Annotated in this window: 18 protein-coding genes; 10 read left to right on the top strand and 8 right to left on the bottom strand. The window is 54.4% G+C overall.

Annotated elements, in window-relative coordinates:
- Positions 1-18 precede the first annotated feature (18 nt).
- The 4 genes from AC2TAD_RS20175 to AC2TAD_RS20160 all read right to left on the bottom strand — a co-directional run bounded on the left by AC2TAD_RS20175 (position 19) and on the right by AC2TAD_RS20160 (position 7,531).
- Positions 19-2,076, bottom strand: a complete 2,058-nt coding sequence (locus tag AC2TAD_RS20175) for an adenylate/guanylate cyclase domain-containing protein (RefSeq protein WP_480869997.1) — start codon at positions 2,074-2,076, stop codon at positions 19-21.
- 219 nt (positions 2,077-2,295) lie between these two features.
- Positions 2,296-3,327 (bottom strand): NADP-dependent oxidoreductase, encoded by a 1,032-nt coding sequence (locus AC2TAD_RS20170; RefSeq protein WP_480869995.1) that lies wholly within the window; start codon positions 3,325-3,327, stop codon positions 2,296-2,298.
- 230 nt (positions 3,328-3,557) lie between these two features.
- Positions 3,558-5,966, bottom strand: coding sequence for a YbcC family protein (locus AC2TAD_RS20165; protein WP_480869993.1), 2,409 nt, complete (start codon positions 5,964-5,966; stop codon positions 3,558-3,560).
- A 14-nt stretch (positions 5,967-5,980) separates the two neighbouring features.
- A complete protein-coding gene (locus AC2TAD_RS20160) occupies positions 5,981-7,531 on the bottom strand; it encodes a proton-conducting transporter transmembrane domain-containing protein (protein WP_480869991.1) in 1,551 nt (516 codons plus the stop codon).
- A gap of 112 nt (positions 7,532-7,643) precedes the next feature.
- Between AC2TAD_RS20160 and AC2TAD_RS20155 the strand changes: the two genes are divergently transcribed.
- From AC2TAD_RS20155 to AC2TAD_RS20135, 5 genes are all read left to right on the top strand, one after another.
- On the top strand, positions 7,644-8,534 hold the full coding sequence (locus AC2TAD_RS20155; RefSeq protein WP_480869989.1) for a LysR family transcriptional regulator: 891 nt from the start codon (positions 7,644-7,646) through the stop codon (positions 8,532-8,534).
- Positions 8,535-8,705: 171 nt separating this feature from the next.
- On the top strand, positions 8,706-9,221 hold the full coding sequence (locus AC2TAD_RS20150; RefSeq protein ID WP_480869987.1) for a DUF4178 domain-containing protein: 516 nt from the start codon (positions 8,706-8,708) through the stop codon (positions 9,219-9,221).
- Complete coding sequence (locus AC2TAD_RS20145; protein ID WP_480869985.1) at positions 9,221-10,522, top strand: DUF4178 domain-containing protein; 1,302 nt, start codon at positions 9,221-9,223, stop codon at positions 10,520-10,522. Before AC2TAD_RS20150 ends, AC2TAD_RS20145 begins: the two co-directional genes overlap by 1 nt.
- Positions 10,523-10,698: 176 nt before the next feature.
- Positions 10,699-10,923 carry a DUF350 domain-containing protein gene (locus tag AC2TAD_RS20140; protein ID WP_480869984.1) on the top strand — a complete coding sequence of 75 codons (225 nt, stop codon included), beginning with the start codon at positions 10,699-10,701 and terminating at the stop codon, positions 10,921-10,923.
- Complete coding sequence (locus AC2TAD_RS20135; RefSeq protein ID WP_480869982.1) at positions 10,920-12,236, top strand: polyamine aminopropyltransferase; 1,317 nt, start codon at positions 10,920-10,922, stop codon at positions 12,234-12,236. The genes AC2TAD_RS20140 and AC2TAD_RS20135 overlap by 4 nt, the downstream gene beginning before the upstream one ends.
- A gap of 170 nt (positions 12,237-12,406) precedes the next feature.
- On the opposite strand, the gene speD is transcribed toward AC2TAD_RS20135, so the two are convergent.
- Entirely contained in the window at positions 12,407-12,805 is a 399-nt protein-coding gene (speD, locus tag AC2TAD_RS20130) for an adenosylmethionine decarboxylase (protein WP_480869980.1), read from the bottom strand.
- Between the two features lie 488 nt (positions 12,806-13,293).
- Here speD and AC2TAD_RS20125 point away from each other — a divergent pair, with 488 nt between their 5' ends.
- From AC2TAD_RS20125 to AC2TAD_RS20105, 5 genes are all read left to right on the top strand, one after another.
- Positions 13,294-14,445 carry a porin gene (locus AC2TAD_RS20125; RefSeq protein WP_480869978.1) on the top strand — a complete coding sequence of 384 codons (1,152 nt, stop codon included), beginning with the start codon at positions 13,294-13,296 and terminating at the stop codon, positions 14,443-14,445.
- A 376-nt stretch (positions 14,446-14,821) separates the two neighbouring features.
- Complete coding sequence (locus AC2TAD_RS20120) at positions 14,822-16,882, top strand: 3-hydroxyacyl-CoA dehydrogenase NAD-binding domain-containing protein (RefSeq protein WP_480869976.1); 2,061 nt, start codon at positions 14,822-14,824, stop codon at positions 16,880-16,882.
- A gap of 2 nt (positions 16,883-16,884) precedes the next feature.
- Positions 16,885-18,072, top strand: a complete 1,188-nt coding sequence (locus AC2TAD_RS20115) for an acyl-CoA dehydrogenase family protein (RefSeq protein WP_480869974.1) — start codon at positions 16,885-16,887, stop codon at positions 18,070-18,072.
- Positions 18,073-18,075: 3 nt separating this feature from the next.
- Positions 18,076-19,134, top strand: coding sequence for an acyl-CoA dehydrogenase family protein (locus tag AC2TAD_RS20110; RefSeq protein ID WP_170356458.1), 1,059 nt, complete (start codon positions 18,076-18,078; stop codon positions 19,132-19,134).
- Between the two features lie 138 nt (positions 19,135-19,272).
- Entirely contained in the window at positions 19,273-19,740 is a 468-nt protein-coding gene (locus tag AC2TAD_RS20105) for an acyl-CoA thioesterase (RefSeq protein WP_170356457.1), read from the top strand.
- Positions 19,741-19,804: 64 nt separating this feature from the next.
- Here AC2TAD_RS20105 and AC2TAD_RS20100 read toward each other — a convergent pair whose 3' ends face one another.
- The 3 genes from AC2TAD_RS20100 to AC2TAD_RS20090 all read right to left on the bottom strand — a co-directional run bounded on the left by AC2TAD_RS20100 (position 19,805) and on the right by AC2TAD_RS20090 (position 23,971).
- On the bottom strand, positions 19,805-21,424 hold the full coding sequence (locus tag AC2TAD_RS20100; RefSeq protein ID WP_480869971.1) for a GMC family oxidoreductase: 1,620 nt from the start codon (positions 21,422-21,424) through the stop codon (positions 19,805-19,807).
- A gap of 365 nt (positions 21,425-21,789) precedes the next feature.
- Positions 21,790-22,803 carry an AraC family transcriptional regulator ligand-binding domain-containing protein gene (locus AC2TAD_RS20095; protein ID WP_480869969.1) on the bottom strand — a complete coding sequence of 338 codons (1,014 nt, stop codon included), beginning with the start codon at positions 22,801-22,803 and terminating at the stop codon, positions 21,790-21,792.
- 124 nt (positions 22,804-22,927) lie between these two features.
- Positions 22,928-23,971: a zinc-dependent alcohol dehydrogenase family protein gene (locus AC2TAD_RS20090; protein WP_480869967.1), complete on the bottom strand. Its 1,044-nt coding sequence runs from the start codon at positions 23,969-23,971 to the stop codon at positions 22,928-22,930.
- Positions 23,972-24,210: the final 239 nt, after the last annotated feature.

Here is a 24,210-nt window from a genome sequence, read left to right as displayed (position 1 = left end):
TAGAACCAGCTGACTTATTTAGGATTTTTCAGTGATGGTTACGGGCTTCCATCCCTCAGCGGGTGGGCTTGCCAGAAGTTCTCGCATTTTGTCGGCCATCGCGAGCGAGGCAAGGTCCCCGCCACGGATTTGGTCAGCGGTTTCAAATTCTGACAGGGCATTTTCGAATTGCCCGGCGCGATAAAGCGTTAGGCCGCGTTCATATGCCTCGATCCAATCGCGTGAGAGGTTGTATCCTTCGGTCATTGCAATCAGTTCATAAACCACAAGCTCTTCGCTGCGGCCGAACACTGTGAGCGTATCCAATTCGCGCACAATTACAGAATCGCCGGCTTCGCGTCGGGTCTCTGGGCCGATCAGGATAAGGGTGCCGTAGACTTTATTCGCGCCTTCCAGTCGGCTTGCGACATTCACCACATCGCCGATCGCCGTATAGTTCAGGCGCTGTTCGGATCCTATGTTCCCCACAAGCGCCTCGCCGCTGTTCACCCCGATCCGTAGCCGCAGAGGAATACCCTGACTGTCCTTGATGCCTGCCGCGTCGACAGTTTTGACAAGATCCAGCGCCGCACGACAGGCGTTTTCCGCGTGGTTTTTATCCTGACGTGGTGCCCCCCAAAAGGCCATCACTGCATCACCCATGAACTTGTCGATAGTGCCGTCATGCCTTGCAATCGCGGCCGAAGCGGCGGTGAAGAACGGTTCCATCAACTGAACAATTCCTGGGCCCAGTTTCTCGGACAGTCCGGTAAAGCCAGTCACATCGCAAAACAAAACCGAGATTTGCTTCATATCACCGCCCGGCTGCGTTTTGATGCCTTCGGCAACCAGCATGCGAACCAAATCGGTTGGTACATATTTTCGGAACGCTGACAGACCCGCAGCCATACTGGCCGTTGCCGCAGACAGGTTGGCCAGTTCTGACAGCTTTGAGGGCCTGCGTGAAATACGCTCAACATCGAAACGTTCGATCTTGTTAAGGTCTTCGGCGATCCGCGCCAAAGGGTTCGCCACAACCCTACGTACCAGCCAGATGGCTAACCCGGTGGCGAAAACGACTACCCCAATCAGAATATAAAGAAGGTTGATCAGAGTTTTGTCGATCCCAGACAGGAATGCGGATTCCGGTATTACGGTAGCAACGCGCCAGCCATAAAATCCCAACGGGGTCAGGGCAACTGCATAGGGAACGCCGTCTATTACAACCCGAGTCGTTGCCCCGCCGGCAGGATTTTTGGCAGGGTCACCCAAAAGCCGTTCGCCCGATATCATGGCGGCCTCGTACAACTCGCCTTCGCCCATTCGGGCCGGTGTCGTTTCATCTGCCATGGCGTCGGGAACGGCGATCACCTTGCCATCAGCATCCAAAATATAGGCTGCTCCGAACTCGCCCGGATGTAAGGTCGCAAGGAACCGCGACAAACGGTCGGTTTCGATTGCGACCGCTAGAACACCCTGTCGCCCGCGGTTGACGTCAATGGGACCGGCATAAGCATAGACCGTTTTTTCACTTCCTGGCAGATCCCGCGCTTCGATCCATCCCGATGAGTTCAGGCTCATAAAGTTATTGAACCAGGCGTGGTCGCGTGGATCATATTTTGTTTCACGGAATTTTCGCTCTTCGAACTGGATGTCACCTGGAATGAAAATGTATTGGTCGGTTCGCAACTGCCGATCGCGGATGTTCCTATCGATTTCGACCATCTCAAGGCCGCCATCCCCAAGGCGGTGCGATGCGAAGAAATTGCCGTCGGGCCAGCCGAAGAATATCCACGAGATATTGGGCTGCGCTTGTAGTTGCGACAGGAATACGAATTCTCGCTTGTCTGCCTGGCGCGTGGCGATGACATTCTGCACGAAAATGGTGCGCACTGCGGCCCAGGCCGCTTCGGCCGAGCTGAGTGTCGCGCCGACCTCGATCCGGACGGTATTGGCGATCTGAGTGTTGATTTCAGCAGCCAGCATACGGCTGTTGTCCCGTGCCGTTGTCCACCAAAGCGTATGAACAATAAAAGTTGACACGCCAATGGACAGGGCGACCAGGATAGATACAGCGATGCCTACACTTATCCGCATCACATCTCCACAATAATGACCGGTAAAGCAGTATTGGATTGAGAATTTGCCAAGCGCAAAGGTTGCTTTGCTAAACGCCCGAAAATTCACGCATCTGTTAGGTTGATGCTATACCGACTGGCGGAAACGTGAGCGGCCAAAACAGCGATCGGCCGACAATTCGCCAAATGTTTACTGGCGTTGCGCATCAAAGGCGCAACGCCAGCTTTCGAATGCCAATCAGCCGACTTTCACAACCATTTTGCCGAAATTACCCCCAGCGAGTAGTTGATTGAAGGCTTCTGGCGCGTTTTCCAGCCCATCCACTACGTGTTCTTTGTACGATACCGAGCCGTCCTTAAGCCAGCCTGTCATGTCTCGTACAAATTCCTGATAAACCTCGGGGCCGAAATTGTCGAAAATGATGAACCCCTGCATTTTGACTTTCATCCGCAGCAAGGTGCCCAGGATCGCAGGGCCCATATCCGGCCCTTCCGGCAAACCGGGCAGGTTGTACCAGGCCACGATTCCGCAGACAGGGACCCGTGCAAACGGGTTTAGCAACGGCAGAACTGCATAAAGCACCTTACCGCCAACATTCTCGAAATAGACGTCGATGCCATCTGGGCATGCATCGCGCAGTTGAGCAGCCAGATCGTCGGATCTGTGGTCTATACAGGCGTCAAAGCCAAGGTTCTGGACAACATGCGCACATTTTTCCGGCCCGCCTGCGATGCCGACGACGCGACATCCTTTAAGCTTGGCGATCTGTCCCACAGTTGCCCCGACCGGTCCCGCAGCCGCTGCAACAACGACGGTTTCACCGGGCTGGGGCTCGCCGATTTTCAACAAACCCGCATAGGCCGTGTAGCCGGGCATTCCCAAAATACCCAAAGCCCAGGATGGATTGTCTGGTGTTTTGCCCAGATTGACCACCTGCTCTCCGTTCGAAATCGCGTAGTCCTGCCAGCCGCTCATATTCAAGACATAGTCACCGGCCTGGTACCCATCCAGGTTCGACTCGATCACTTGAGCCACAACCTGAGCGGTCATGACGCCGCCAATTTCGACGGGCTCGGCATAGGATTTTGCGTCGTTCATGCGGCCGCGCATGTAGGGGTCGAGCGACATAAAGACCGTTCGCACTAGCATCTCATCAGCACCCGGTGACGGGATATCTGTGGTTTCAAGCCGAAGCGTGTTTTCGTCGGGCTGACCAACAGGGCGTTCAGCAAGAACGATACGACGGTTGGTGTCGGATGTTTGGGGCATTGGAACCTCTTGCAAGTATTTACCCGCACCAGAAACCTTAAGTGAGCAAGGTGCAAGGGAAACAATGCAGGTAAAAGTGGAAACCGGCAGAGACTGGCCAAGAATACTCTGGATATTTAGCCTCTTTGCCCTCGTAGTATTGTTTCAAGCCAGGCAAGATAGACAGGCTGGCTAAGTCCAATTTCAAATGGACCTAACCGCCAAAATTACTTTGTCTTGCTGCTCTGTTCTTATTCTGCTGCGATTGCGCCTGAGGTGTCTGGAATTTCGCGGATTGGGGACCACTCAAGGTCGCCGTCGTATCTCCAAGCCAGTTGTCCGCTGTCATCCATGGCGATCAGGTGAAGCCACCCATTGTCAAAAAGCGCTTTGACGTCAGGGTGACGTGCCAAGATGTTTGACATCGCCTCGCGCGGGGCTTCGATGACCACCGTCAAGCGCAGAGGATCATGCTGGAATCCGTTGCCATCATGCACGGACTGCCATGGCAAGCCCGGCCTGGGGGCGCCGCTATTGCCGTCCAGCACGCCTATCCCGCCAACCACATTGTGCAGAAGCTTGTTGCCTCCTCCGAACAAGTCGGGCGCAACGGTCGAACCGTAATATTGCAAGCTGATCCAGCTGGCCACGACAACCGGAGCAGTCATGATCAATTCAAGGACGCCAAACCCATCATCCTGTCGCCAGTTGTAGTTGTGCAGAAATGCCCGCCCGGACAAGTCCGCGCCATTGGTCCGGTCACGTGGAGCGGCGACAAACGCACGACACCCGGCAAGACCCCATTCGGGCCGTGTTTCAGCCCAATCACGTGCACGATGCAGAACTGCTGCAGACTCGTTTGCACGCGGCAGGCGTTGCGCGCGTTCTGCGCGGGACAGATCCCCTGCGGCATCCAACCAGGTTTTGAGCTGCGCAATCTCTGCCGCTGCGGTGCCTGATGGTAAATCCTGTTCGAACAAAGTGACCATATCAGTCGTCGTGTGATGCAACGCAGGTAAGAACATGGTGTCTTCGGGTATATCTATCCCTTGAGCCTGAAGACCGCTTCGAATGTCTGGATCATTCAACAGCCCAGCCAAGAGGCGAGCGTTCACATCTCCGGCGTAGCCACCACAGGCCCCACATTGCAATGCGCTTTCATGGGGGTTGTTTGTGACGTCGGCCCCGTGGCCCGCCAACATGACAATTCGTGCGAAGTTATGGGTCAGCGACATAGCCGACAAAACAGACTTGGCCATACCGACCCGCGTTTCAAAGCTTAGGGAAGGGTCCAGTTTTGGCGCCGGTTCCGGTTTGGCCTTGTCACCCAGACCAAGCGAATCCCGCACAAGTTTACCGGCATAAACCGGGCCGGTGGCCTCGACAAAGGCAAAGGACGACACGGCGGCCAGCTTGAACCGGCCCCATGCGCGTTTAGCCCGCGCCGTGTAGCGGCGGTTCAGGTCCGCTTTGACAGGTTCAACAGCTTCCGAGGTTGCCCCGGCTTTCAATAGAACCGGACCCCTGAACTCGGTCACGTCCGACCCTGCGGCCTTGTGTGCGCTGGCCAAACCGAAGAACCCGGCAAAGCCGATGGTTTCGATTTTGGCATCCTGCGCTTCGAGCGCCCTGCGGAAAACCTCAGAGCGGACGTCGATGCAGAACGCTGCCTGTATGTCAGGGCGTCCATTGGAGGCGACGGGTTCGCTTTTTTTCAGTTTAATAGCCAAAGCGCGTTGTTGTGCGCGTTCAGCTGCATCCTGCAGGACAGTGTTGATAACCTCGGACTTGGACGGCGTGACGGGTGTGCGGTGCTTGGCTACGACCTCGGCCCAACGGGCGGCGATTTGGTCTTGGTAGAGGTCATATAGCGCCTCATCAAACACCATGCGAACGGCCAGCAACTCGGCCACAGTGCTGTCCGGGCGTCCGTCCAATTCGGCCTGCCACAAATGATACCGGCCGTACTGCGCCCAACCTCCCAAGGTTATCAACCAGCGATGGAACGTCGTTTTGGCGGCCTCAGTGTCGACGCCCAACCGCTCGGACGCCCGTCCTATGGCGCGCCAATGCGACCTGTTGGTTCGAGTGACAAAGGCGCAAAAGCCTTTCAAACCGTGGATTTCAGGCGTCAGGTCACGCGTGGCGAATTCCCGCCACGACTGGAATACGCCGCCTGTATCGGCCTGCTGCCAAAGCGCCTGACCTTGATCAAAATGACCCGCAGCCCAGGCGCCGATGCGATCCTCGATCAAGCCAGGCCAATCAACACCAGAAACATCGGCAGCAAGTTCGGCGACGGTTGCCAGTGGCTGCGGCGTGTCATGAGGTGTGTCTAGTGCGTCCAGTACGTCTTGCAGGCTTGGTGCGTTAAATTGCCCTTCAACCGCCAACACAGCGGCGCGCACATCTTCTTGCGAGATTTCGTCGCTCTTAAATTTGGCTTTCCAGTATTCGCGAGCAGGGGTGATCCGTGTTCCGGCAACCCGTGCAAGGCGTGCCGCGGTGACAGAAAGTGGCTCATCAATCTGGCCAAGAAAGGGGTTCACCGCAACGCTAGAGGAAAGCGGGAACAGGGGCGGGATCGCTTTGGAGGCGTCGTTGGCCTCGGTCACAAGTTCCAACAAAGGGGCGGGGTAGGTTTCAAGTTTCGCAAACATGAGGAAAGTTCCTTTCACACGATCGAACGCTTGGACCAACCGTCCAGCAACTTATCGAAAACTGCATTTGCATAAAGACCATTGGTCAGGTGAACCCTTGGCCCTGCCGCTGCTGGGTGCGAGGCCCATAACGGGAATGTCGCCTGTGCCACGGCAACACAGCCAAAGCTGATCAATGCGAGGATAATCAAAGCCCATTCAAGGGGGCCGGGGGCCGGAGTAGCTGGCAGGGTTCCCGCAGTCAGTTTCTGTGCTATGACCTGCAGGGCGAAATAGCTTACCGAAGTGACCAGAGCATAGGCGACAGTGCGTTGCATCAACGCCCTTGGGGCAGCATCGGCAAACCCTTGGGCCAAGAGATAAGCGACGCCGAAAATCAGGATGACTCCCAGTGCAATGGCCTGAACCGACTTTCCGTCAAACCCAACGACCATGCCAACAAGTCCGTAGATTGCTATCGCGATCACAAAAGACAACAACACGTTACGCGCGCTTGGGACGGCAATCGGTCCAGGGCGGCGAATTGCAGCGACGTTTCGCACCGCTTCGCCTGCACTTAGGAACGCATGTGCCTTATACAGCGAATGGGCCACAATGTGCAGCAATGCCAGCGGGAACAGCGCCAAGCCACATTGCATGACCATGAAGCCCATCTGGGCAATGGTCGACCATGCAAGCGATGTTTTTACTGCTGGTTGTGTCAGCATCACCAACCCGCCGAACAAGGCGGTGAACCCTCCCAACATGACCAACAACGCCATCACACCCGGCGCAAGCAACATTACGTCGGCGAAACGTATTAGCAGCAGACCGCCAGCATTGATGACACCTGCATGCAGTAGGGCTGAAACGGGCGTTGGGGCCTCCATAACCTCGGTCAGCCATCCATGCAGCGGGAACTGCGCTGAAGCCAGGACAGCAGACACGGCAATCAGAAAGGCAGCGGACATCGTCAGCCAGTTTGGTTCTACGACCGAAAGGATCGTTTTTATGTCTGTAGTCCCGGTGGCGACAACGATCAGCACAAAAGCCAACGCCAAGGTCGCCTCGCTTAGCCGTGCAACGAGGGCTTTTTTACGTGCTGCGCGCTGCGCGGTGGCGCGTTCCGGATAGAACAGCAGCAATTTGTTCAATGCCAGGCTAGTCGCGACCCAAGCCACGAAGAACTGCACAAGATTGCCGGACATGACCAATAGAAGAACCGACGCCAGTGTGACTGACATCCAGCCCGCGAAGGCACCTTGGTGGTCTTCGCCATCCATGTAAGTTCTGGAATAGCGGATCACGATCCAGCCGATGAAGCTGACTAGCAGCAGCATCACGGAACTCACCGCATCCAGGTGAACCGAGAGGCCGACGCCGAACATCCCGATCAATGCCGATGTGCCGGGCCCGTATATCATCAGAAATATGGTTGCAAGGATTGAGGAAACAAAGGCCGCGAATGCGGCAACTTCAGTCAGGCCTGCTATGTTTCCCGGCCGTTTTCCCGGTTGCCGCGACGCAAGCCAAGCTGCCCCAAGTAAAACGAGCGGGCCAAGAAGCGGCAAAAAAACGTAAGCCATAGTCAATTTCCTTCTGTTTCGCGGCCATAGGGCCTTTCGGGGCAGATAGGACAGAATTTGTGACAATAAAAATTCATTGTTTGTAAGATTACGTTCTAATAAATAGAACAATATGCCATTAAACTATCACCATCTCCGATATTTTTGGGCCGTTGCGCATGACGGTAACCTGACCCGCACGGCGCAGCGTCTGAACCTGTCTCAGTCGGCTCTTTCTGTGCAAATCAAACAACTGGAGGAACGTCTGGGTCACGCCTTGTTTGAACGCCGCGGTCGGCAGTTGCAATTGACCGAGGCTGGTCGCATCGCACTGGACCATGCAGACGCGATTTTCGCCACGGGACAAGAGCTTGTGGCCACGATGGAAGGAACAGTTCAGAACCGAAAGGCACTTAGGGTGGGGTCGCTGGCGACCCTGTCACGCAACTTTCAGATTGGGTTTTTAAGGCCCATCTTGTCTCGTATGGATGTGGAGGTGATCCTAAGATCGGGCAGCCCGACCGAATTGTTAGAGGGGTTAGAAGCGCACAATCTGGACCTTGCCTTGATGAACAGGCCTCCCCCTGATGATAGTCTGACCCCTTTCGAAATTCACTCGATCGGTGAGCAAGAGGTTAGCATCGTGGGCACTCCGGCACGGTTGCAGCCTGATGCACCTTTGCGCGAGTTGTTGCATAAACAACCGTTTATTCTGCCGACAACTGACAGCAGCGTTCGAACGGCCTTTGACGCGCTGGCCAGCCGGTTATCGGTCCGTCCTCAAATCGCCGCCGAGGTGGATGATATGGCGATGATGCGACTGCTCGCGCGCGAAGATATTGGCCTTGCGCTTGTGGCGCCTATCGTTGTGACAGACGAACTGACTTCGGGTCGATTGAAAGAGGCCAAAGAGCATCCCCGGATCAAGGAAACGTTCTACGCGGTCACTCTACGACGGCGGTTTGCAAATCCTTTGGTGCAGCAGATTTTGGAGCAGAATTCCGGCTCTGCATTCTTAACCTGATCAAAAAGCAACACTCGGCATCTTGCTCTGTCAGACTGTTCTTGCGCTTTGGCAACCCATAAGCAACTTGACGGTATGGAGAATTTGAACTGTCCGAATTGCGGGACGGACTGCCCGATTTCATTGACGTTGATTAAGGTCGTTGTTTGTCCGTCTTGCGGAACCACGCTGATGCTGAACGACGAAACGGCCTCGGTCGCGGGTGACCAAGGCGTGATGCATGATGCACCACTATTAATCGGGGTTGGCGATTGGGTGGTGATGGGCCGGACTTCGACCCGAATTCTAGGTCACGCCCGATATTCTTACGGTCGCGGGTTTTGGGATGAGTTCTGTGGAGTGGATGAAGCCGGAAAAACCTGCTGGATTTCAGTCGACGAGGGTGACGTCGTGCGGCAAACCCGTTTGCAGGCGGACGACGCGCCAAAGAGCCAATCGCCCTTCAAACCCGGCGAAACATTATACTTCGACTCCGCGACGTTTACGGTGACAGAAGTGGAAAGTGCCGAATGTATCGCGTTGCGGGGGCAGTTCGACGAAGCTCTGACCGTGGGAGAAACCTATCAATTCGTAAACGCGTCTGCCGATGACGAAGCGTTGCTGTCCGGTGAATTTTGGGGTCAGTCCGCCGCTTGGTTCTATGGTCGCTGGTACGATCCTTTCGACATACAGGTCGAGCGCCAGTAATGACCAGAAACCCCGAGATACTGTCGATCAACTGCACGAGCTGCGGCGCGGGACTGGATGTGTTGGGTGGCGGTCGTGTCGTGGTACAAATCTGCCCTTATTGTGGTAGCGAACTGGACGCGCAGGACAACTACAGAACTCTTAGGCAGTTCAAGGGACTTACGCGTCCCAAGACACCGTTTTCGATCGGGATGACCGGCGCGCTCTATGGGGTCGATTTCACCATTATCGGGTTGATCGAGCACTCAGAACGGTGGGGCGGGCGGTTTTACACGTGGATTGATCACCAGCTTTATTCGCCCACACATGGTTATGCGTGGCTAAGGTTGGAAGCTGGCCATTTGGTGTTTACCCGACGCCACCGTGGGCCAGGTTGGATATCTGAGCGGGCAGTGGAAATATCAGAATATCCGCCGATTGTCCGCGTAAATGGAGAGCGGTTTGTTTATTTCGAAACGACGACAAGCTCGATCACCTATGTCGAAGGTGAATTCACGTGGCGGCCAGAAATAGGCGAGCAAACCACAACCATATCAGCGATGTCTGATGCGGCGATGCTGGGATTTTCTACGACTGGCTCTGAACGCGAGAGCTATCGTTCAATTTATGTCCCCAGAAAAACAGTCGAAGACGCATTCGATGTTCAGCTTGATCAGAAACCTTTTCGCGTTCACCCGCTTGAGCCATTTGTCGCCGGACCGAACTATGGCTTTGTACTGTTTGCCTCGTGCGTGTTTGCGATCATCTGCCTTGTCATGTCCTTTGTTTTTGCTAGCCGCACGGGTGAAGATGTGCTGGGCGCGCATGTCCTGACGCGGGCGGATTTTCCCGCAGAAATCACGTTCCCGCTGGAAGCCGACAGTCAGCTTACGCGTATTTCTTTTTCGGCCGATGTTCGCAACAGTTGGGCGTATCTGGATCTGGAATTGCTGGATCCAGATGACACTCCTGTCTTCCTCGCAGGCCGGACCATCGAGTATTATTCGGGCCGCGACGCCGACGGATCATGGAGCGAAGGCTCAAGACGCGCCAACCTGTCGTTTCGGCTAGAACGTACAGGCGATTACACACTAACAGTGGACGTGCCCGACCAAGGGGTCTGGACCGGGCCGGGGGCATCCTCGGTTCCGAGTTATCCTTTCAACCAGCTCACGATCAATGTGCGCTCCGGTCTGTCCAGCGGCATGTGGACGCTTGCGTTGGCCGGAGGCTTCGGGTTGTTGTTCTTGCTGCAATTCGGACGTAAATGGCTGCACCAGCGCGCCCGTTGGTCCGGAACCGATTGGGTGGATGAGGATTAACGTGAACCTGTTCCGAGCGATTTTTATTGTCATTTCAACCACCGCAATCGCTTCAGTGGGGTACGTCGCATGGCACGGCTATGGCGCCGAGAGCCGGGATTTGGATACTTCGGTTCGCGTCGGTAGCAGTGGCGGCGGATATTATCGAACAGGTCGTGTAAAATAAGGGAAAACCAATGGAATATCTGGCAGCGATTCAGATCGCCGAGATTTTAAGCACCATCTTCTACACTGTTCTTGGTGTCTCGTTGATGTGGGGTGTCTGGAAAGTGATCGACTGGCTGACGCCGTTTTCCATCGTGCGCGAGATCGAGAAGGACCAGAACATTGCGCTGGCAATTCTGATCGGTCTGCTATTCGTGGCCGTCTCAATTATCATCGCAGCTGTCATCCTGTCATGACACCCGCTCCGGCGGTTCAGGCACGGGCGGTTTGGTTGCTGGCGGCGACCTTTCTGGTGGCCGTGGCTAGCCTGATCTACGAGCTGATTGCCGCAACTCTTTCCAGTTATCTGCTGGGCGACTCGGTGCGTCAGTTCTCGCTGGTTATCGGGATTTTCCTGTCGGCAATGGGGGTCGGCGCGTGGCTGTCGCGCTTTGTTACTCATGCTTTTTCGGGGTTTGTTTGGGCGCAAATTCTGTTGGGCATTGTCGGTGGCTTCATGGCCCCGGTTCTGTTCCTGAACTACGCGTGGATAGGTCAGGTGGCCTTGCCTTTGTACGCGGCACTGGTTGCCATCGGAATCTTGTCGGGCATGGAATTGCCCTTGATCGCGCGTGTGTTGGAAGAGATCGGGGCGCTAAAGTTCCGTTTCGAAAACGTGTTGAGCGTGGATTACGTGGGGGCTTTGGTCGCCTCACTGGCATTTCCGTTATTGGTTATTCCGCATTTGGGATTGATGTCCGCAAGTCTTGCATTCGGCGCGTTAAATCTTGCGGTGGCGGGGCTGTCATTGCTGGTGTTTCGGGAGCTGGCGACCCGCAGGCAAGTCACAGTCTGGACGTTGGCCATGCTGGCAACGGTTGCGGGCCTATGGCAATCCGAACGGTTGGTCTCCATAACCGAGGCTGAGTTGTTTGAAGATGACATAGTCCTGTCGGAAAACACCCCATATCAACAGGTTACTGTTACGCAGTATCGAGACAGAGTGCGGCTGTTTCTGGACCACTCAATCCAATTCGACAGCCTTGACGAACATCGGTATCACGAACCTTTGGTTCATCCTGCAATGGCTTTGGCACTGCGCAGGGCTCAGGTGCTGGTTCTGGGCGGGGGGGACGGAATGGCCGTCAGAGAGGTGCTCCGCTACCCAGATGTTCACAATGTCACTTTGGTGGACCTTGATCCACGAGTCACCGAGTTGTTTCGCGATCATCCTGCATTATCGAGTTTGAATGATTTTGCATTAAGGGATCCTCGCGTAACTATCCTAAGCAATGATGCGTGGAAATTCCTGGAACAGGATCACAAGATTTATGATGTGATCATTGTAGATTTGCCTGACCCGAAATCCATAAACTTGTCACGCCTGTATACTAGGCAATTCTATTCCATTCTGGTCGAACGCCTCAGCGCGCAAGGAATGCTTGTGACTCAAGCCGGTTCACCTTTTTTTGCCCGACAGGCGTTTTGGTCCGTTGTTGGAACGATCGAGTCCAGCCGGAATCCTCAGCAACCGGGGCAGGGGCTAAGTGTTTTGCCCTATCACAGCTAGTGCCCAGTTTCGGTGAGTGGGGGTTTGTGTTGGCCTCGCCAGCGCCTTTGTCAGGCCGAAAGATATTGTTGCCGGGGGGGTTGCGATATCTTGATGAAGATGTTTGGCGTGCAACGCAGGTATTCGGAGCCGATACCGCGCGTATCGCGGCTAATCCGAATACGCTGCAGTCACATGCTTTGGTCGGCTACTATTTGGACGGGTGGGATTTCTGGTTCCGTTAAGGCGCCTCGGTGAATACGAGTGATGTCCACACTCTCGGGGTGCAGCAATTCTGCAAGGCAGTCCACGGCGCGTTCGGGATAGGTGCCCCCGCACATAAAAATGTCGATCGCGGCATAAGATTTCTCGGGCCACGTGTGAATCGAGATGTGAGACTCAGCCAGCAACAAAACGCCCGTAATGCCGCCATGGCCTCCGAAAGTGTGAAAGCTGCTTGAAAGGATTTTCGCCCCTGCAGCGTGGGCCGCAGATTTCAGCGCGCTCTCTAGATACGAGGAGTCCGTCAGCCTCGACCCGCCATGATGGTCCAATAGTATGTGTGTCCCGACGGGATTCTTCCTGATCATGTCTTGCGTTTACACGGAAAAAGCGGGCCACGAAAACCCCCGGCTGCCTAGCTCGGGGGAATGTCTGGTCATGGCGAGCGGTCGCCTGTTTTCAAAGTCCGATTTTCTCTGACGTGGCGTGTCGAAAAATCACGTGACACACCGGAAGCGCTTGGGTTAGCTTATCTCAAAACGAAACTAAAAAACATAATACGTAAATACTTGAAGGCATATAATATGCGGTCGCCCGTTGGGACTCTGAGGAAATTCCCATAGGAGCAGCGCAATGGGCCACGGCATTTAAGCTGTTGCCTGTATCAGGAACTCTGTGGCTTCGGCAACGAGTGGAGTTCTGAAGCAGGCGCGGTGTTTCATTGAAACACGGAGGAGCCGAAATTCAGACAAGACATATCTGCACATCCGCTGCGCACCTTTTTCTGACACTGACCGGACAATAAACGCAGAGATGATCCGGTGCGTTGCGATATTTAAAAATGAGGGAATGACAGATGACACAGAAAACCAGATTGATATCTTCGGCTGCCGTTCTGGCTCTGGGTTTTGCACTGCCGGCTGCGGCCGAGTTAAAGTACGACAACAACTCGGGCGGATTTGTTGTGCTGTATGGACAGTTGAACCCCGCTATCATCTCGGTTGATGACGGAGAAGAGACCGAAACCAATGTTCGCGACTTTGACGCCTCCAACAGCCGTGTTGGACTACGGCTCGAGCAACCCTATGGCGCCAACACGTTCCGGTTCCGCTTTGAAACTGCACTAGGTTTGCCAAATTCGACCGAAACGGATCAGAACGGCAACGACTTTAGCGGCTGGACACGCGAAGACATTCGGCATGTAGATTTGTCCCTAGAGGGAGACTGGGGCACTTTCTCGGCCGGGCAGGGCAGCATGGCCGCTGACGGTGTCGCCGAACAGGATTTGTCGCTGGTTGCTCTGGTCTTGTATTCGTTCACCGCGGATTCAAACGCATCCTTCCTGTTCCGTGACGATGGCGGCATTCTGAGTGGGCCGACGGTCTCTGGAACAACCGATAACTTTGATGGCGCGCGGCGCACACGGGTGCGCTATGACACGCCGTCGTTTAATGGGTTTTCGTTCAGTCTGTCTTATGGCCAGAACGTGTTGGAAGAAGATTTCAACGATGACCGCGACTATTATGACTTTGCAGCCTACTACCAAAACACGTTTGCCAACGGTGTCGAAGTTGCTGCCGGACTAGCCTATCAGGTACGTGGATCCGGCAACAGCGGTGCAGGCGGCAGTGAAAGCGAAAAGCGTGAGGACGTTGTTGGATCGGCCTCGGTTCTGTTGGATAACGGCTTAAGCTTCGCGGTCGCCATCGGTGAGAGGGATGTGGACGATGATGCCTCGGCAGATCCCAGTTTTTACTATCTCAAAATCGGCTACGAGGGCGACTGGTTCAACTTTGGTAAAACCGGTGTCGGGCTTCATTACTGGGACGGCTCAGATTTTAACGCGGATGGTTCGGATTCTGAGGTCTGGGGCATTGGTGTCGTCCAAAAAATCGACCAGTACAATATGGAAGCTTACTTCTCGTACCAGGATTATGCCTATGACGACTCATCCGATGAGTTTGATGACCTGTCCACAGTCGTCTTGGGCGCACGCTGGCGCTTTTGAAGCCAATTCACGTTTGCGGGCCCTTCTTTGACTGGCCCGCAAAAGGATGAAATCGAACGATCATAGGCCCTGTTTCCGGACTATCCCAAGGCGCTTTGCGCGGATCAGATTGCCTACTCTGCTTCGGCTATCGCTGGAGCAGCTGGGGGTGTATTGAATCCGGTCACAGTTAAAACGGGTTCTTTCCTGCATTTGGCCGCGCTGCTTTTCATTTCTTAATCAGTGACTGACGAGAAACCCTCTGGTGCCGAAACTCCAAAACTTGTTTTGTGGGTGCTAACAGAATGCAGCAGAAGTTTAGGGCTGACACCTCGCGATGACAGCACACAAGGCAACGAAGGATTTGGGCGTATGCGAGTGAAATCAGGAGGAACCCATGGCGTCAGTTGAAATACGCAAAGAAAATGGCCTAGCGCTCGTAAAAATCGACAATCCGCCGGTCAACGCGGCGGGGTATAGTGTGCGTATCGGGCTGGTGAACGCTGTCCGTGATCTGGCCGGGGACGAAACCGTTCGCGTTATAGTACTTTATGCTGCGGGGCGGACTTTTGTCGCCGGTGCTGATATTCGCGAGTTCGGCCAGCCGCCGAAACAGCCGGTTTTGCCCGAAGTGTGTGAGATACTGGAAGCCAGCGCCAAGCCTATTGTATGCGTTCTGCATGGAACAACACTGGGTGGAGGCCTTGAGATCGCGCTTAGCTGTCACGCGCGGGTCGGCATAAAGGGTCTTCGACTGGGCCTACCGGAAGTTAACCTCGGCCTGTTGCCCGGTGCGGGCGGAACGCAACGCCTTCCGCGCCTGGTTGATGGGCAAACGGCGCTTACAATGATCACCTCTGGTAAACCGGTATCAGCAAACGTCGCACTGGATGCAGGGTTGCTGGATGATCTGCAAGAGGGTGATCCCGAAGCGGTAGCGTTGGCTGCAGGGCAAAAGGTGTTGGACGGCACCCTGAAAACCCGCGCAACTGCCGATCAGGACAATCGCCTCAGTGCTGATGAAATCGACGCCTTTCGCGGCAAGATCACCGGTGAGGTCGCTGAACGCGCCTTAAAGGCTGCTGAAGCAAGTAACCTACCGCTCGCCGAAGGTCTAAAGATTGAACGTGAGCTTTTCGTGGAAGCGATGGGTAGCAACGCACACAAAGGGCTGAAGCATGCTTTCTTCGCGGAAAGGGCAGTTGCCCATATTCCCGAAGCCAAGGCCGAAGCAAGAGAGCTGACCTCGGGCGGGGTGATTGGGGGTGGTACCATGGGCTCGGGCATTGCTACGGCGATGCTTCTGGCCGGGATGCCCGTTACGCTGGTTGAGATGGAAAAGGACCGTGTGGATTTCGCTCGCAATACGATCACCAAAAATCTTGCCGGTGCCGTCCAGCGCGGCAAACTGACCGAGGCGCAAAGGGACACGGCCTTGGCCGCATTGACATGTACCACGGATATGGCCGCGCTAGCAGATGCGGACGTTGTAATCGAGGCTGTTTTTGAATCCATGGAGGTCAAGCAGGAGGTTTTCGGAAAGCTTGATGAGGTTTGCAAACACGGTGCCATCCTTGCCACCAATACCTCCTATCTTGATGTCAATGAAATCGCTTCAACGACCAAGCGGCCTCAGAATGTCATCGGTTTGCACTTTTTCTCACCTGCTCATGTCATGCGATTGCTTGAAATTGTGGTTGGTAAAGAAACCGCGCCCGAGACGGTCGCCACCTGTTTCAAACTTGCGAAGAAACTCCGAAAGAATGCGGTTCGGGCCGAGGTGTGTGACGGGTTTATCGGAAACCGAATTCTGGCGCATTACCTGAAATCAACGTCTTACATGCATCTTGATGGGGCGCCGTTTGATCAAATCGACACTGCGTTGGAAGAGTTCGGTTTTGCTATGGGACCTTTCGCCGTCTCGGATCTTGCCGGTTTGGATATTGGATGGGCCACGCGGAAACGCAAAGCTGCCTTCCGTCCGTCGCAGGAACGATATGTCGAGATTGCCGACCGAATTTGCGAACAGGGTTGGTTCGGACGCAAGACAGGTAAAGGGTTCTACTTGTACGACGGCAAAACCCGCAGCGTTAATCCAGCGGTGGCCGAATTTGCGCAGGCTGAACGTGATGCCAAAGGGATCACTCGGCGCAGCTTTACCAATCAGGAAATTGTCGACCGATACATGGCGGCGATGGTGTCCGAAGCCGCTCGGGTCGTTGAGGACAAAATAGCCCTGCGTCCCATTGATGTAGATGCTGTATTTCTATTCGGTTACGGCTTTCCGCGCGTATGGGGTGGACCTCTGCAATATGCCGATATGACGGGGCTGGATGTTCTGGTGCAACGCATTGAGGCATACGCGCGAGAAGACCCTTTTTACTGGCAGGTTCCAGACCTGCTTCGCGAACTGGCTGAAGCGGGTAAAGCCTTCGGCGATCTTAACAAAGGGGCGTGAACATGGACCTGAATTTTACCCCAAAAGAAGAAGCGTTTCGTGCTGAGGTACGCGCGTTTCTGGATGATAACCTGTCTGATGATCTTGTTCGAAAAAACCGTAATTCTGCAGCTTTAAGCAAGCCGGATATGGAAGATTGGCATGCGAAGCTGAACGCAAAAGGATGGTTGGCCGCGACGTGGCCTTCGGAATATGGCGGCACCGGGTGGGGTGCGGTCGAGCGCCATATATTCGAGGAAGAATGCGCTCTGGCCAATGCCCCTCGTACAGTTCCCTTCGGCCTGAACATGTTAGGGCCGGTTCTGATCAAGTTCGGAACCGAAGCCCAAAAAGCTGAAATTTTACCACGTATTCTGGATGGCTCAGATTGGTGGTGTCAGGGCTATTCCGAGCCCGGCGCGGGCTCCGACCTTGCTAGCCTCAAGACCCGTGCTGTGCGGGAAGGTGACGCCTATGTAATCAACGGGCAGAAAACATGGACGACGCTGGGGCAGTATGCCAACAAGATTTTCTGCCTCGTGCGGACGTCGAATGAAGGGAAACCGCAGGAAGGTATCAGCTTCGTTCTGGTCGATATGGACACACCGGGGGTTGAACTGCGTCCGATCCGATTGTTGGAAGGCGGATACGAGGTGAACGAGGTGTTCTTTACCGACGTGCATGTGCCCGTGGCCAATCTGGTCGGTCAGGAAAACAAAGGTTGGACCATCGCCAAATACCTTCTGACACATGAGCGGACAAATATTGCGGGTGTCGGGTTTTCCACCCGCGACCTTGATAAGCTGAAAATGCTGTCCCAAACCCTTGTTCGGGGGCGCAGGCCATTGTCCCAGGATCCGTTGTTTGCGGCGGAAATGACCGAGGTCGAAATTGACCTCGAGGCGCTGAGAATTATGAACCTGCGTATGCTGTCGGCGGCCAAAGAAGGTGCTGCATCCGGAACACAAAGCTCGATGCTCAAGATCAAGGGAACCGTGATCCGCCAACGAATTCTAAGCTTGACCCGTTCAGCGCTTGGGTCTGCGGCTGCCCCATTCCCTGCAGATGAGTTGCCAGAGAACGTGCTGTCCGTGCCCGAAGAAGCAGCGCGTGCTGCAGCCAGTTACTTCAACAACCGCAAGCTTTCGATCTTTGGTGGGTCAAACGAGATTCAGCGCAACATTATCGCCAAAGATCTTTTTGGAGGCTGACACATGGATTTCAACCTGACCGAAGACCGCCAGATGCTGTCCGATACTGTGCGCCGCTATTTGGCGGACCAATATGATTTCAAAGTCCGGGCCGCAGCGACTGCGTCCGCTCCGTACCATTCTGCTGAGAAATGGGAGGAATTGTCAGAACTGGGCCTGATCGCCGCTTTTGTGGCCCAAGACAAAGGCGGTTTCGGTGGCACTGGTTTCGATATAGCCACCGTTTTCGAGGAACTGGGACGGGGCCTGTGCCCCGAGCCGATGCTGGCCGCGTTGATGAGCGCGCGTGTCGCTGCCGATTGCGGGGCGCAGACGTTGGTTGATGAGATGATCATGGGCACCAGAAGGTTCGCCTTTGCGGTGTTCGAGCCGGATGCTGATGGTCTTTCTTTGATCCGGGCAAGTGCTGACAAGTCTGATGAGGGTTGGGTTCTGAACGGTCGAAAATCTGTGGTGTACGGCTTGCCCGGCGCAGATGGCGTACTGGTGGCAGCGCGTGTCGAAGCGGAAATCGGGCTGTTTCTGGTCGAGACGCCCGAGACCATCGACTATGCCATGATTGACGGTGGCGGTGCAGGCGAGTTGATTTTGGACAATACTCCGGCCACCTGTCTGGTCGAAGACGCAACCCAGAGCATCAAAGCGAGTTTGGATGCGGGCCGTCTGGCACTCTGTGCCGAGGCGGTTGGCGTTATGCAGGTTCTTGTCGACATGACTGTGGAATACTTGAAACAGCGAAAACAGTTCGGACGCCCAATCGCCAGCTTTCAGGCGTTGCAGCATCGCGCTGTAGATATGGCAATCGAGATCGAACAATGTCGGTCGATTACTATTCTGGCGGCCAGTAAGCTGGGAACCGATCAAGCTGAAAAATACGTCGCCATGGCGAAAAACCTCATTGGACGTGCAGGCACCATGATCGCCGAAGAAAGTATTCAGTTGCATGGGGGTATCGGAATGACATGGGAATACCCGGGATCACATTATGCCAAACGATTGGTAATGATCGACCATCAACTGGGCGATCGCTACGCGCAATTGCAGCGCGTGATCGAGATGTAACCAGCGTTTTGACTGCGGGTAAAGGCATCGTGTAGGTGCTTAGCTAAGATGTATCAAAACTATCGGGTACTGGGTCTTGTTTCCTGACGTGTTCTACCACAAAAGTCTGGAACCCTATTTGAACGCAAAGGCTATTTCATGAATGCCCGTCACGACCAAGACCTGTCGACCTTGTCAGATTGTCCTGATGCGTTTTGGAAACGCTTTGTCGTAACGAAAGACGATCTCGATGGCTTTAACCATGTCAACAATGCCGTTTATTTGAAGTGGCTGGACGCGACAGTATGGGAGCACACACGAGCCGTGGGGTTGGGTGAACGTGCCTGCCTGGAGCTAGACCGCGGCATGGCGGCCGCGCGTCACGAGATCGACTACATCGCGTCTGCTTTTCTGGGAGATGAGATCGTTGTTTACAACTGGATCTCTGCCAACGACCAACGGTTGCGCGCCAGCCGGTCTTTTCAGGTGATCCGGTTGCAAGACATGAAAACGATCCTGCGGGCAAAATCCCACTACGTATGCACCAAACTGAGCACCGGTCGCCCCACACGAATGCCAGAGATATTCAAGACGGCCTATGACGTGAAAGTCTCGGTTCAGCGTTAGAATTATGCACGAGTGAGTTCCGGCACAGGTCCGCGTTTCGACCAGTGCCTTTTGGACTCAGATATCAGGCTGCGCGGGCAGCCTTAATCAGATCCGAGGCGCGCTCGGCGATCATAATCGTAGGGGCGTTGGTGTTCCCGGACACCAGATTGGGCATGACCGAAGCGTCAACTACACGTAACCCCTGAATCCCATGCACGCGTAGTTCAGGGTCAACGACCGACATCTCATCCACGCCCATTTTACAAGTGCCGACGGGGTGATAGATTGAGTCTGCGCGAGACCGGATGTGGTTTTCCCAATCTTCATCAGTCCTCAATTTATCAGATCCGAACATCTCTTTTTTTCGGTGTTGGGTCATAGTTTCTGTCTCAAGGACGTCGCGCATCATCTTCGCGCCTTTGACCATGACTTTTATGTCGCGAGGATCGGACAGGAAAGATGGATCAATACCCGGTGCAGCCAGCTCGTTCGTGCTATGCAAAAAGACCGAGCCGCGGCTGTACGGTCGTACTTGGCAGACGTGACAGCTGTAGCCGTGTCCCAGATGTTGTTTGCGCCCGTGGTCGTCGAGTAAGGCTGGCACAAAGTGAAACTGAATATCCGGCCGGTCCAGCGCCGGATCGGTCTTTAAGAATGCGCCAGCTTCGGCAACGGGTGACGCGGCAAGAGAAACTCCGTCTTTGCGCCACCGCAGGATTTCGCGGACGATGTGGATACCGCCTCTCAAACTGATCCCAAGGTTGTCGTGCCGATTGGTCTTGTAGCCAAGAATAAAATCCAGGTGGTCCTGCAAATTCTGGCCGACGCCCGGTAGATCATGTCTGACCTGAATGCCCAACTTGGACAGATCTGCACCATTACCGATCCCAGACAGTTGCAACAGTTGCGGCGACTGAAAGGCCCCCCCACAAAGTAAGACTTCATGTTTTGCGGTAACCGTAATGTCTTGGCCTTTGTGTTGATAAATCACGCCTGTGGCACGTTTCCCCTCAAAGGTGACGCGACGTGCATGAGCGCGGGTCACAATCGTAAGGTTGGGTCTGTCGGCATTGGGAAACACATAGCCCGCGGCCGCCGAGCAGCGTTCACCGTTTTTGTCTTTTTCAAAGAATTGTGTGACCTGATAAAATCCAACCCCTTCGTTGTCGCCCGTGTTGAAATCGCGAGTTCTGCGATGTTGCAACTGCGTGGCGGCATCAACAAAGGCTTCAGATAAAACATGGATGGATTTCTGGTCACACACCTGCAGCGGTCCGCTGCCGCCATGCATGTCATCTTCGCCGCGTTCATTGCTTTCGGCTTTTCGGAAATAGGGCAACACACTGTCCCAATCCCATCCTTCGCAGCCCAGATCGGCCCAAGCATCGTAATCCTCTCGTTGGCCGCGGACATAAAGCATGGCATTGATCGCACTGGACCCGCCCAGACACTTCCCGCGCGGCTGATAGCCTTTGCGCCCGTTCAAGCCGGGTTGTTCGACCGTTTCAAAGCTCCAATTGTTGATCTTTATCGGCTTGCTTGGGACCATGGCTGCGACCGCCATAGGCATACGTACGAATATATCGTTGCCACCCCCGCCGGCTTCGAGCAGGCAAACCGAAACTTTCGGATCTTCGCTAAGGCGTGCGGCAAGAACCGACCCGGCGGAGCCGCCACCTACTATGACGTAATCGAACTGCATAGATTTCCTTCCAGTTTACCTGCTCTTTTGCGGGTTATATGTGGCGCGAGGATTAGTGCATAAGCTGATCCGGTTCGGACCAGGGTGCGCCCGCCACTCGGGATTTCCCGGCAAGAACAAACTCTTAAAGCCAAGCCAATTTGTTGGATGAGGTTTTGTTCGTAGCAATTACATAGTTATCCTCCGGCCGTTTCTCGGATGCCCCAGCCTCTCTCCTAGCCAGCAACAACTCGATACCCAACAGAAAGACTGATCTGCGGATGTTTCGACTTAGTGGAAAATATTGCCAGTCGACCCCAGTGCGTAAACCCCACATCGGGTCATAAGATTGACAATCGAGGACAACGTAGCGTCAGATTCCGCCTTCAGAAACCGACCCTATAGTGTTTCGGTGTTTTTCCTGTCCACCTTCTGAAGGTGCGCGCGAAGCTGGCAGAATCTGAGAAACCTAGCACATAGGCGATTTCCTGTGTGCTGAGTTCGGCATCCCGAAGATACCGAAGTGCTAGTTCAGACCGCGTGGAATCGACGATATCGCTGAACGTCGTGTTTTCTCGTTTCAGATGGCGGCGCAGGGTTCGGCTAGTCAATCCAATCTGACGTGAAATCAGTTCCATATTGGCCCCAAAAGAGAGGCTTTGAACAAGCGCTTTTCGAACTTCTCCAGACACGCGCCCCTCATCGCGGCTGAGCAATTCGGACAACTCTTGTTCGCAAATCTGGACGATTTGCTGAAAAGTCATCCGGTTTCCCAGTTCCAGTCTTTGGTCCATCCATTTGGGTGGAACACTGTACCGGTTCTTCTCAGCCGAGAATTTGATGGCATCTGCGGCGTGTGCCGGAATGGTGTAATAACTGTCCCTAGGGTATCGCAACTCAAGCAAATTGCACTGGAAATCCTGACCAATCACGTCCTGATGCAGTGAGGCAAATATTCCGGCCTGCAGATTGGTCAGAAAGGCATAGAAGTCAGGCGATTGTTCGATCACCGAGACCGGTTCAAATTCCCAACCGGGGTTGTCCTTATCAAAGTCAAAGGACATTTCGGCTGTAGGCGCCGCAAGATAGTGAAACCTCTGCGCGAAATCTACAGTATCCCGGTATCTTGTGCTGCTTAGAACAGCATATCCATAAAGCCCATAATCCGAGATATGGAGGTTTCTTCCGATATCGTAAGGTAATTCGGGGTGCCAGCGCTGCTGCGCGATATTATTCAGCACATCGATGATCTGACGCAGCGAGACACGATACTCTGTGTCTTTTAAGCGAGTTCGGTCGATATCTGTTCGTTCGAAAACACAATCAGATTGAATCTGATAGCGATCCAATACCCGAAGCGCCGCATTCAGTTTTGCGGCTGTATAATGCCTTTCTTTCAAAACTCCTCCCACTCGGTTCCACTGCGTTCGTAACCGGGTTGAGCAAGACTATGGCCTATATCTATCTGATCACACAAGAATCTTGGTGATAGCAATCCGTTTTTATCGACAAGAGCTAGTCGCGTTAACGGTCGAAATCAGTGATTACTGTCGCGCCGATGGATTGAAAGCGATCCATTTCCATCAAGGCCTGCGGCGCCTGAGACAGGTTGATCGATTTGCCTACCAGTTTTTCTGGCGCTAGCTTGCCACAAGCGATCATGTCCAACATCGCGCCGTACCGATGGGCCTGCATTCCGTGAGAGCCCAAGATTTCAAGCTCATTCGAGATAACTTTTGCCATTGGCACCTGAGGTTGTGCTTGTTCGCCCAGCATAAGCCCAACCTGCACATGTTTCCCTCGGGGTCGTAGGTTCTGGATGGAATTGAAGCAGGTCGCCGGATGTCCCAGTGCGTCAACCGAGACATGAGCACCGCCACGGGTCAATTCGATAACTTCTGCTGCGACATCTGTCCCGGTGCCATTGATTGCGGTGACCGCGCCTAGGTTCCGAGCCAGGTCAAGCTTTCGGTCATCAATATCCACGGCAATGACCTGAGCGCCCACCGCGCTGGCGATCATCACGGCAGACAGACCGACCCCGCCGCACCCGTGAATTGCGACCCATTGACCTGCGCCGACTTTTCCTTGGTCGACAATAGCGCGAAACGACGTCGCAAAGCGGCAACCAAGACTGGCCGCGGTTGCAAATTCCATGCCCTCGGGCAAAGCAACAAGGTTTAGATCGGCCTGATGAACCGCAACATATTCGGCGAATGAGCCCCAGTACGTAAAGCCGGGTTGATGTTGATCCAGACACACTTGGTGATGTCCCGCGTAGCATTCCGGGCAAGAGCCGCAGCCTGCGACAAAGGGGACTGTTACCCTGTCACCTGGTTTCCATTTCTTGACGTTTACGCCTGTGGCTTCCACAACGCCGGCCAGTTCGTGGCCGGGGACATGTGGCAATTCGATATCGTCGTCATGCCCCATCCAACCGTGCCAGTCCGAGCGGCATACGCCCGACGCCTCAACGCGGATCACAACACCATCTGCATCCGGTGAGGGGTCGCTTATTGTGACCAGCTTAGGAGGCTGCGAGAAATTTTCGTAGAGAACGGCTTTCATTGGTCAGTCCCGCGGTAGTGGTTGCTTTGGCAGCATGGTAGTCAGGTTTTCATGCGATAAAAAGCTTTGCCAAGCGTCGTTTGATCAGTGGTTTCGGTGTTCAATTTACTGTGGCCTCCGGTTGCGGATATTTATCGATGAAAATAGGTCATGTGCCATTGTCGCAAACAGCTTGAGCCTACAACGACGTGGCTTCAAACCGACTTGGTTCAGCTTGGAGTTCCTCAATGCCTGGCGGT

This window comes from Ruegeria sp. HKCCD7628, from assembly GCF_057221005.1.
Note: the sequence above shows the minus strand (reverse complement) of the source record. Positions and strands in the feature narration are given on the sequence as shown.

Bases quoted from the DNA above. Each gene is read 5' to 3' on its own strand.
- AC2TAD_RS20170 (WP_480869995.1), bottom strand. From the start codon at position 3,327: ATGCCCCAAACATCCGACACCAACCGTCGTATCGTTCTTGCTGAACGC.
- AC2TAD_RS20165 (WP_480869993.1), bottom strand. From the start codon at position 5,966: ATGTTTGCGAAACTTGAAACCTACCCCGCCCCTTTGTTGGAACTTGTG.
- AC2TAD_RS20100 (WP_480869971.1), bottom strand. From the start codon at position 21,424: ATGCAGTTCGATTACGTCATAGTAGGTGGCGGCTCCGCCGGGTCGGTT.
- AC2TAD_RS20150 (WP_480869987.1), top strand. From the start codon at position 8,706: ATGCTGAACGACGAAACGGCCTCGGTCGCGGGTGACCAAGGCGTGATG.
- AC2TAD_RS20110 (WP_170356458.1), top strand. From the start codon at position 18,076: ATGGATTTCAACCTGACCGAAGACCGCCAGATGCTGTCCGATACTGTG.
- speD (WP_480869980.1), bottom strand. From the start codon at position 12,805: ATGATCAGGAAGAATCCCGTCGGGACACACATACTATTGGACCATCAT.
- AC2TAD_RS20135 (WP_480869982.1), top strand. From the start codon at position 10,920: ATGACACCCGCTCCGGCGGTTCAGGCACGGGCGGTTTGGTTGCTGGCG.
- AC2TAD_RS20145 (WP_480869985.1), top strand. From the start codon at position 9,221: ATGACCAGAAACCCCGAGATACTGTCGATCAACTGCACGAGCTGCGGC.
- AC2TAD_RS20120 (WP_480869976.1), top strand. From the start codon at position 14,822: ATGGCGTCAGTTGAAATACGCAAAGAAAATGGCCTAGCGCTCGTAAAA.
- AC2TAD_RS20155 (WP_480869989.1), top strand. From the start codon at position 7,644: ATGCCATTAAACTATCACCATCTCCGATATTTTTGGGCCGTTGCGCAT.
- AC2TAD_RS20115 (WP_480869974.1), top strand. From the start codon at position 16,885: ATGGACCTGAATTTTACCCCAAAAGAAGAAGCGTTTCGTGCTGAGGTA.
- AC2TAD_RS20175 (WP_480869997.1), bottom strand. From the start codon at position 2,076: ATGCGGATAAGTGTAGGCATCGCTGTATCTATCCTGGTCGCCCTGTCC.
- AC2TAD_RS20105 (WP_170356457.1), top strand. From the start codon at position 19,273: ATGAATGCCCGTCACGACCAAGACCTGTCGACCTTGTCAGATTGTCCT.
- AC2TAD_RS20125 (WP_480869978.1), top strand. From the start codon at position 13,294: ATGACACAGAAAACCAGATTGATATCTTCGGCTGCCGTTCTGGCTCTG.
- AC2TAD_RS20090 (WP_480869967.1), bottom strand. From the start codon at position 23,971: ATGAAAGCCGTTCTCTACGAAAATTTCTCGCAGCCTCCTAAGCTGGTC.
- AC2TAD_RS20140 (WP_480869984.1), top strand. From the start codon at position 10,699: ATGGAATATCTGGCAGCGATTCAGATCGCCGAGATTTTAAGCACCATC.
- AC2TAD_RS20160 (WP_480869991.1), bottom strand. From the start codon at position 7,531: ATGGCTTACGTTTTTTTGCCGCTTCTTGGCCCGCTCGTTTTACTTGGG.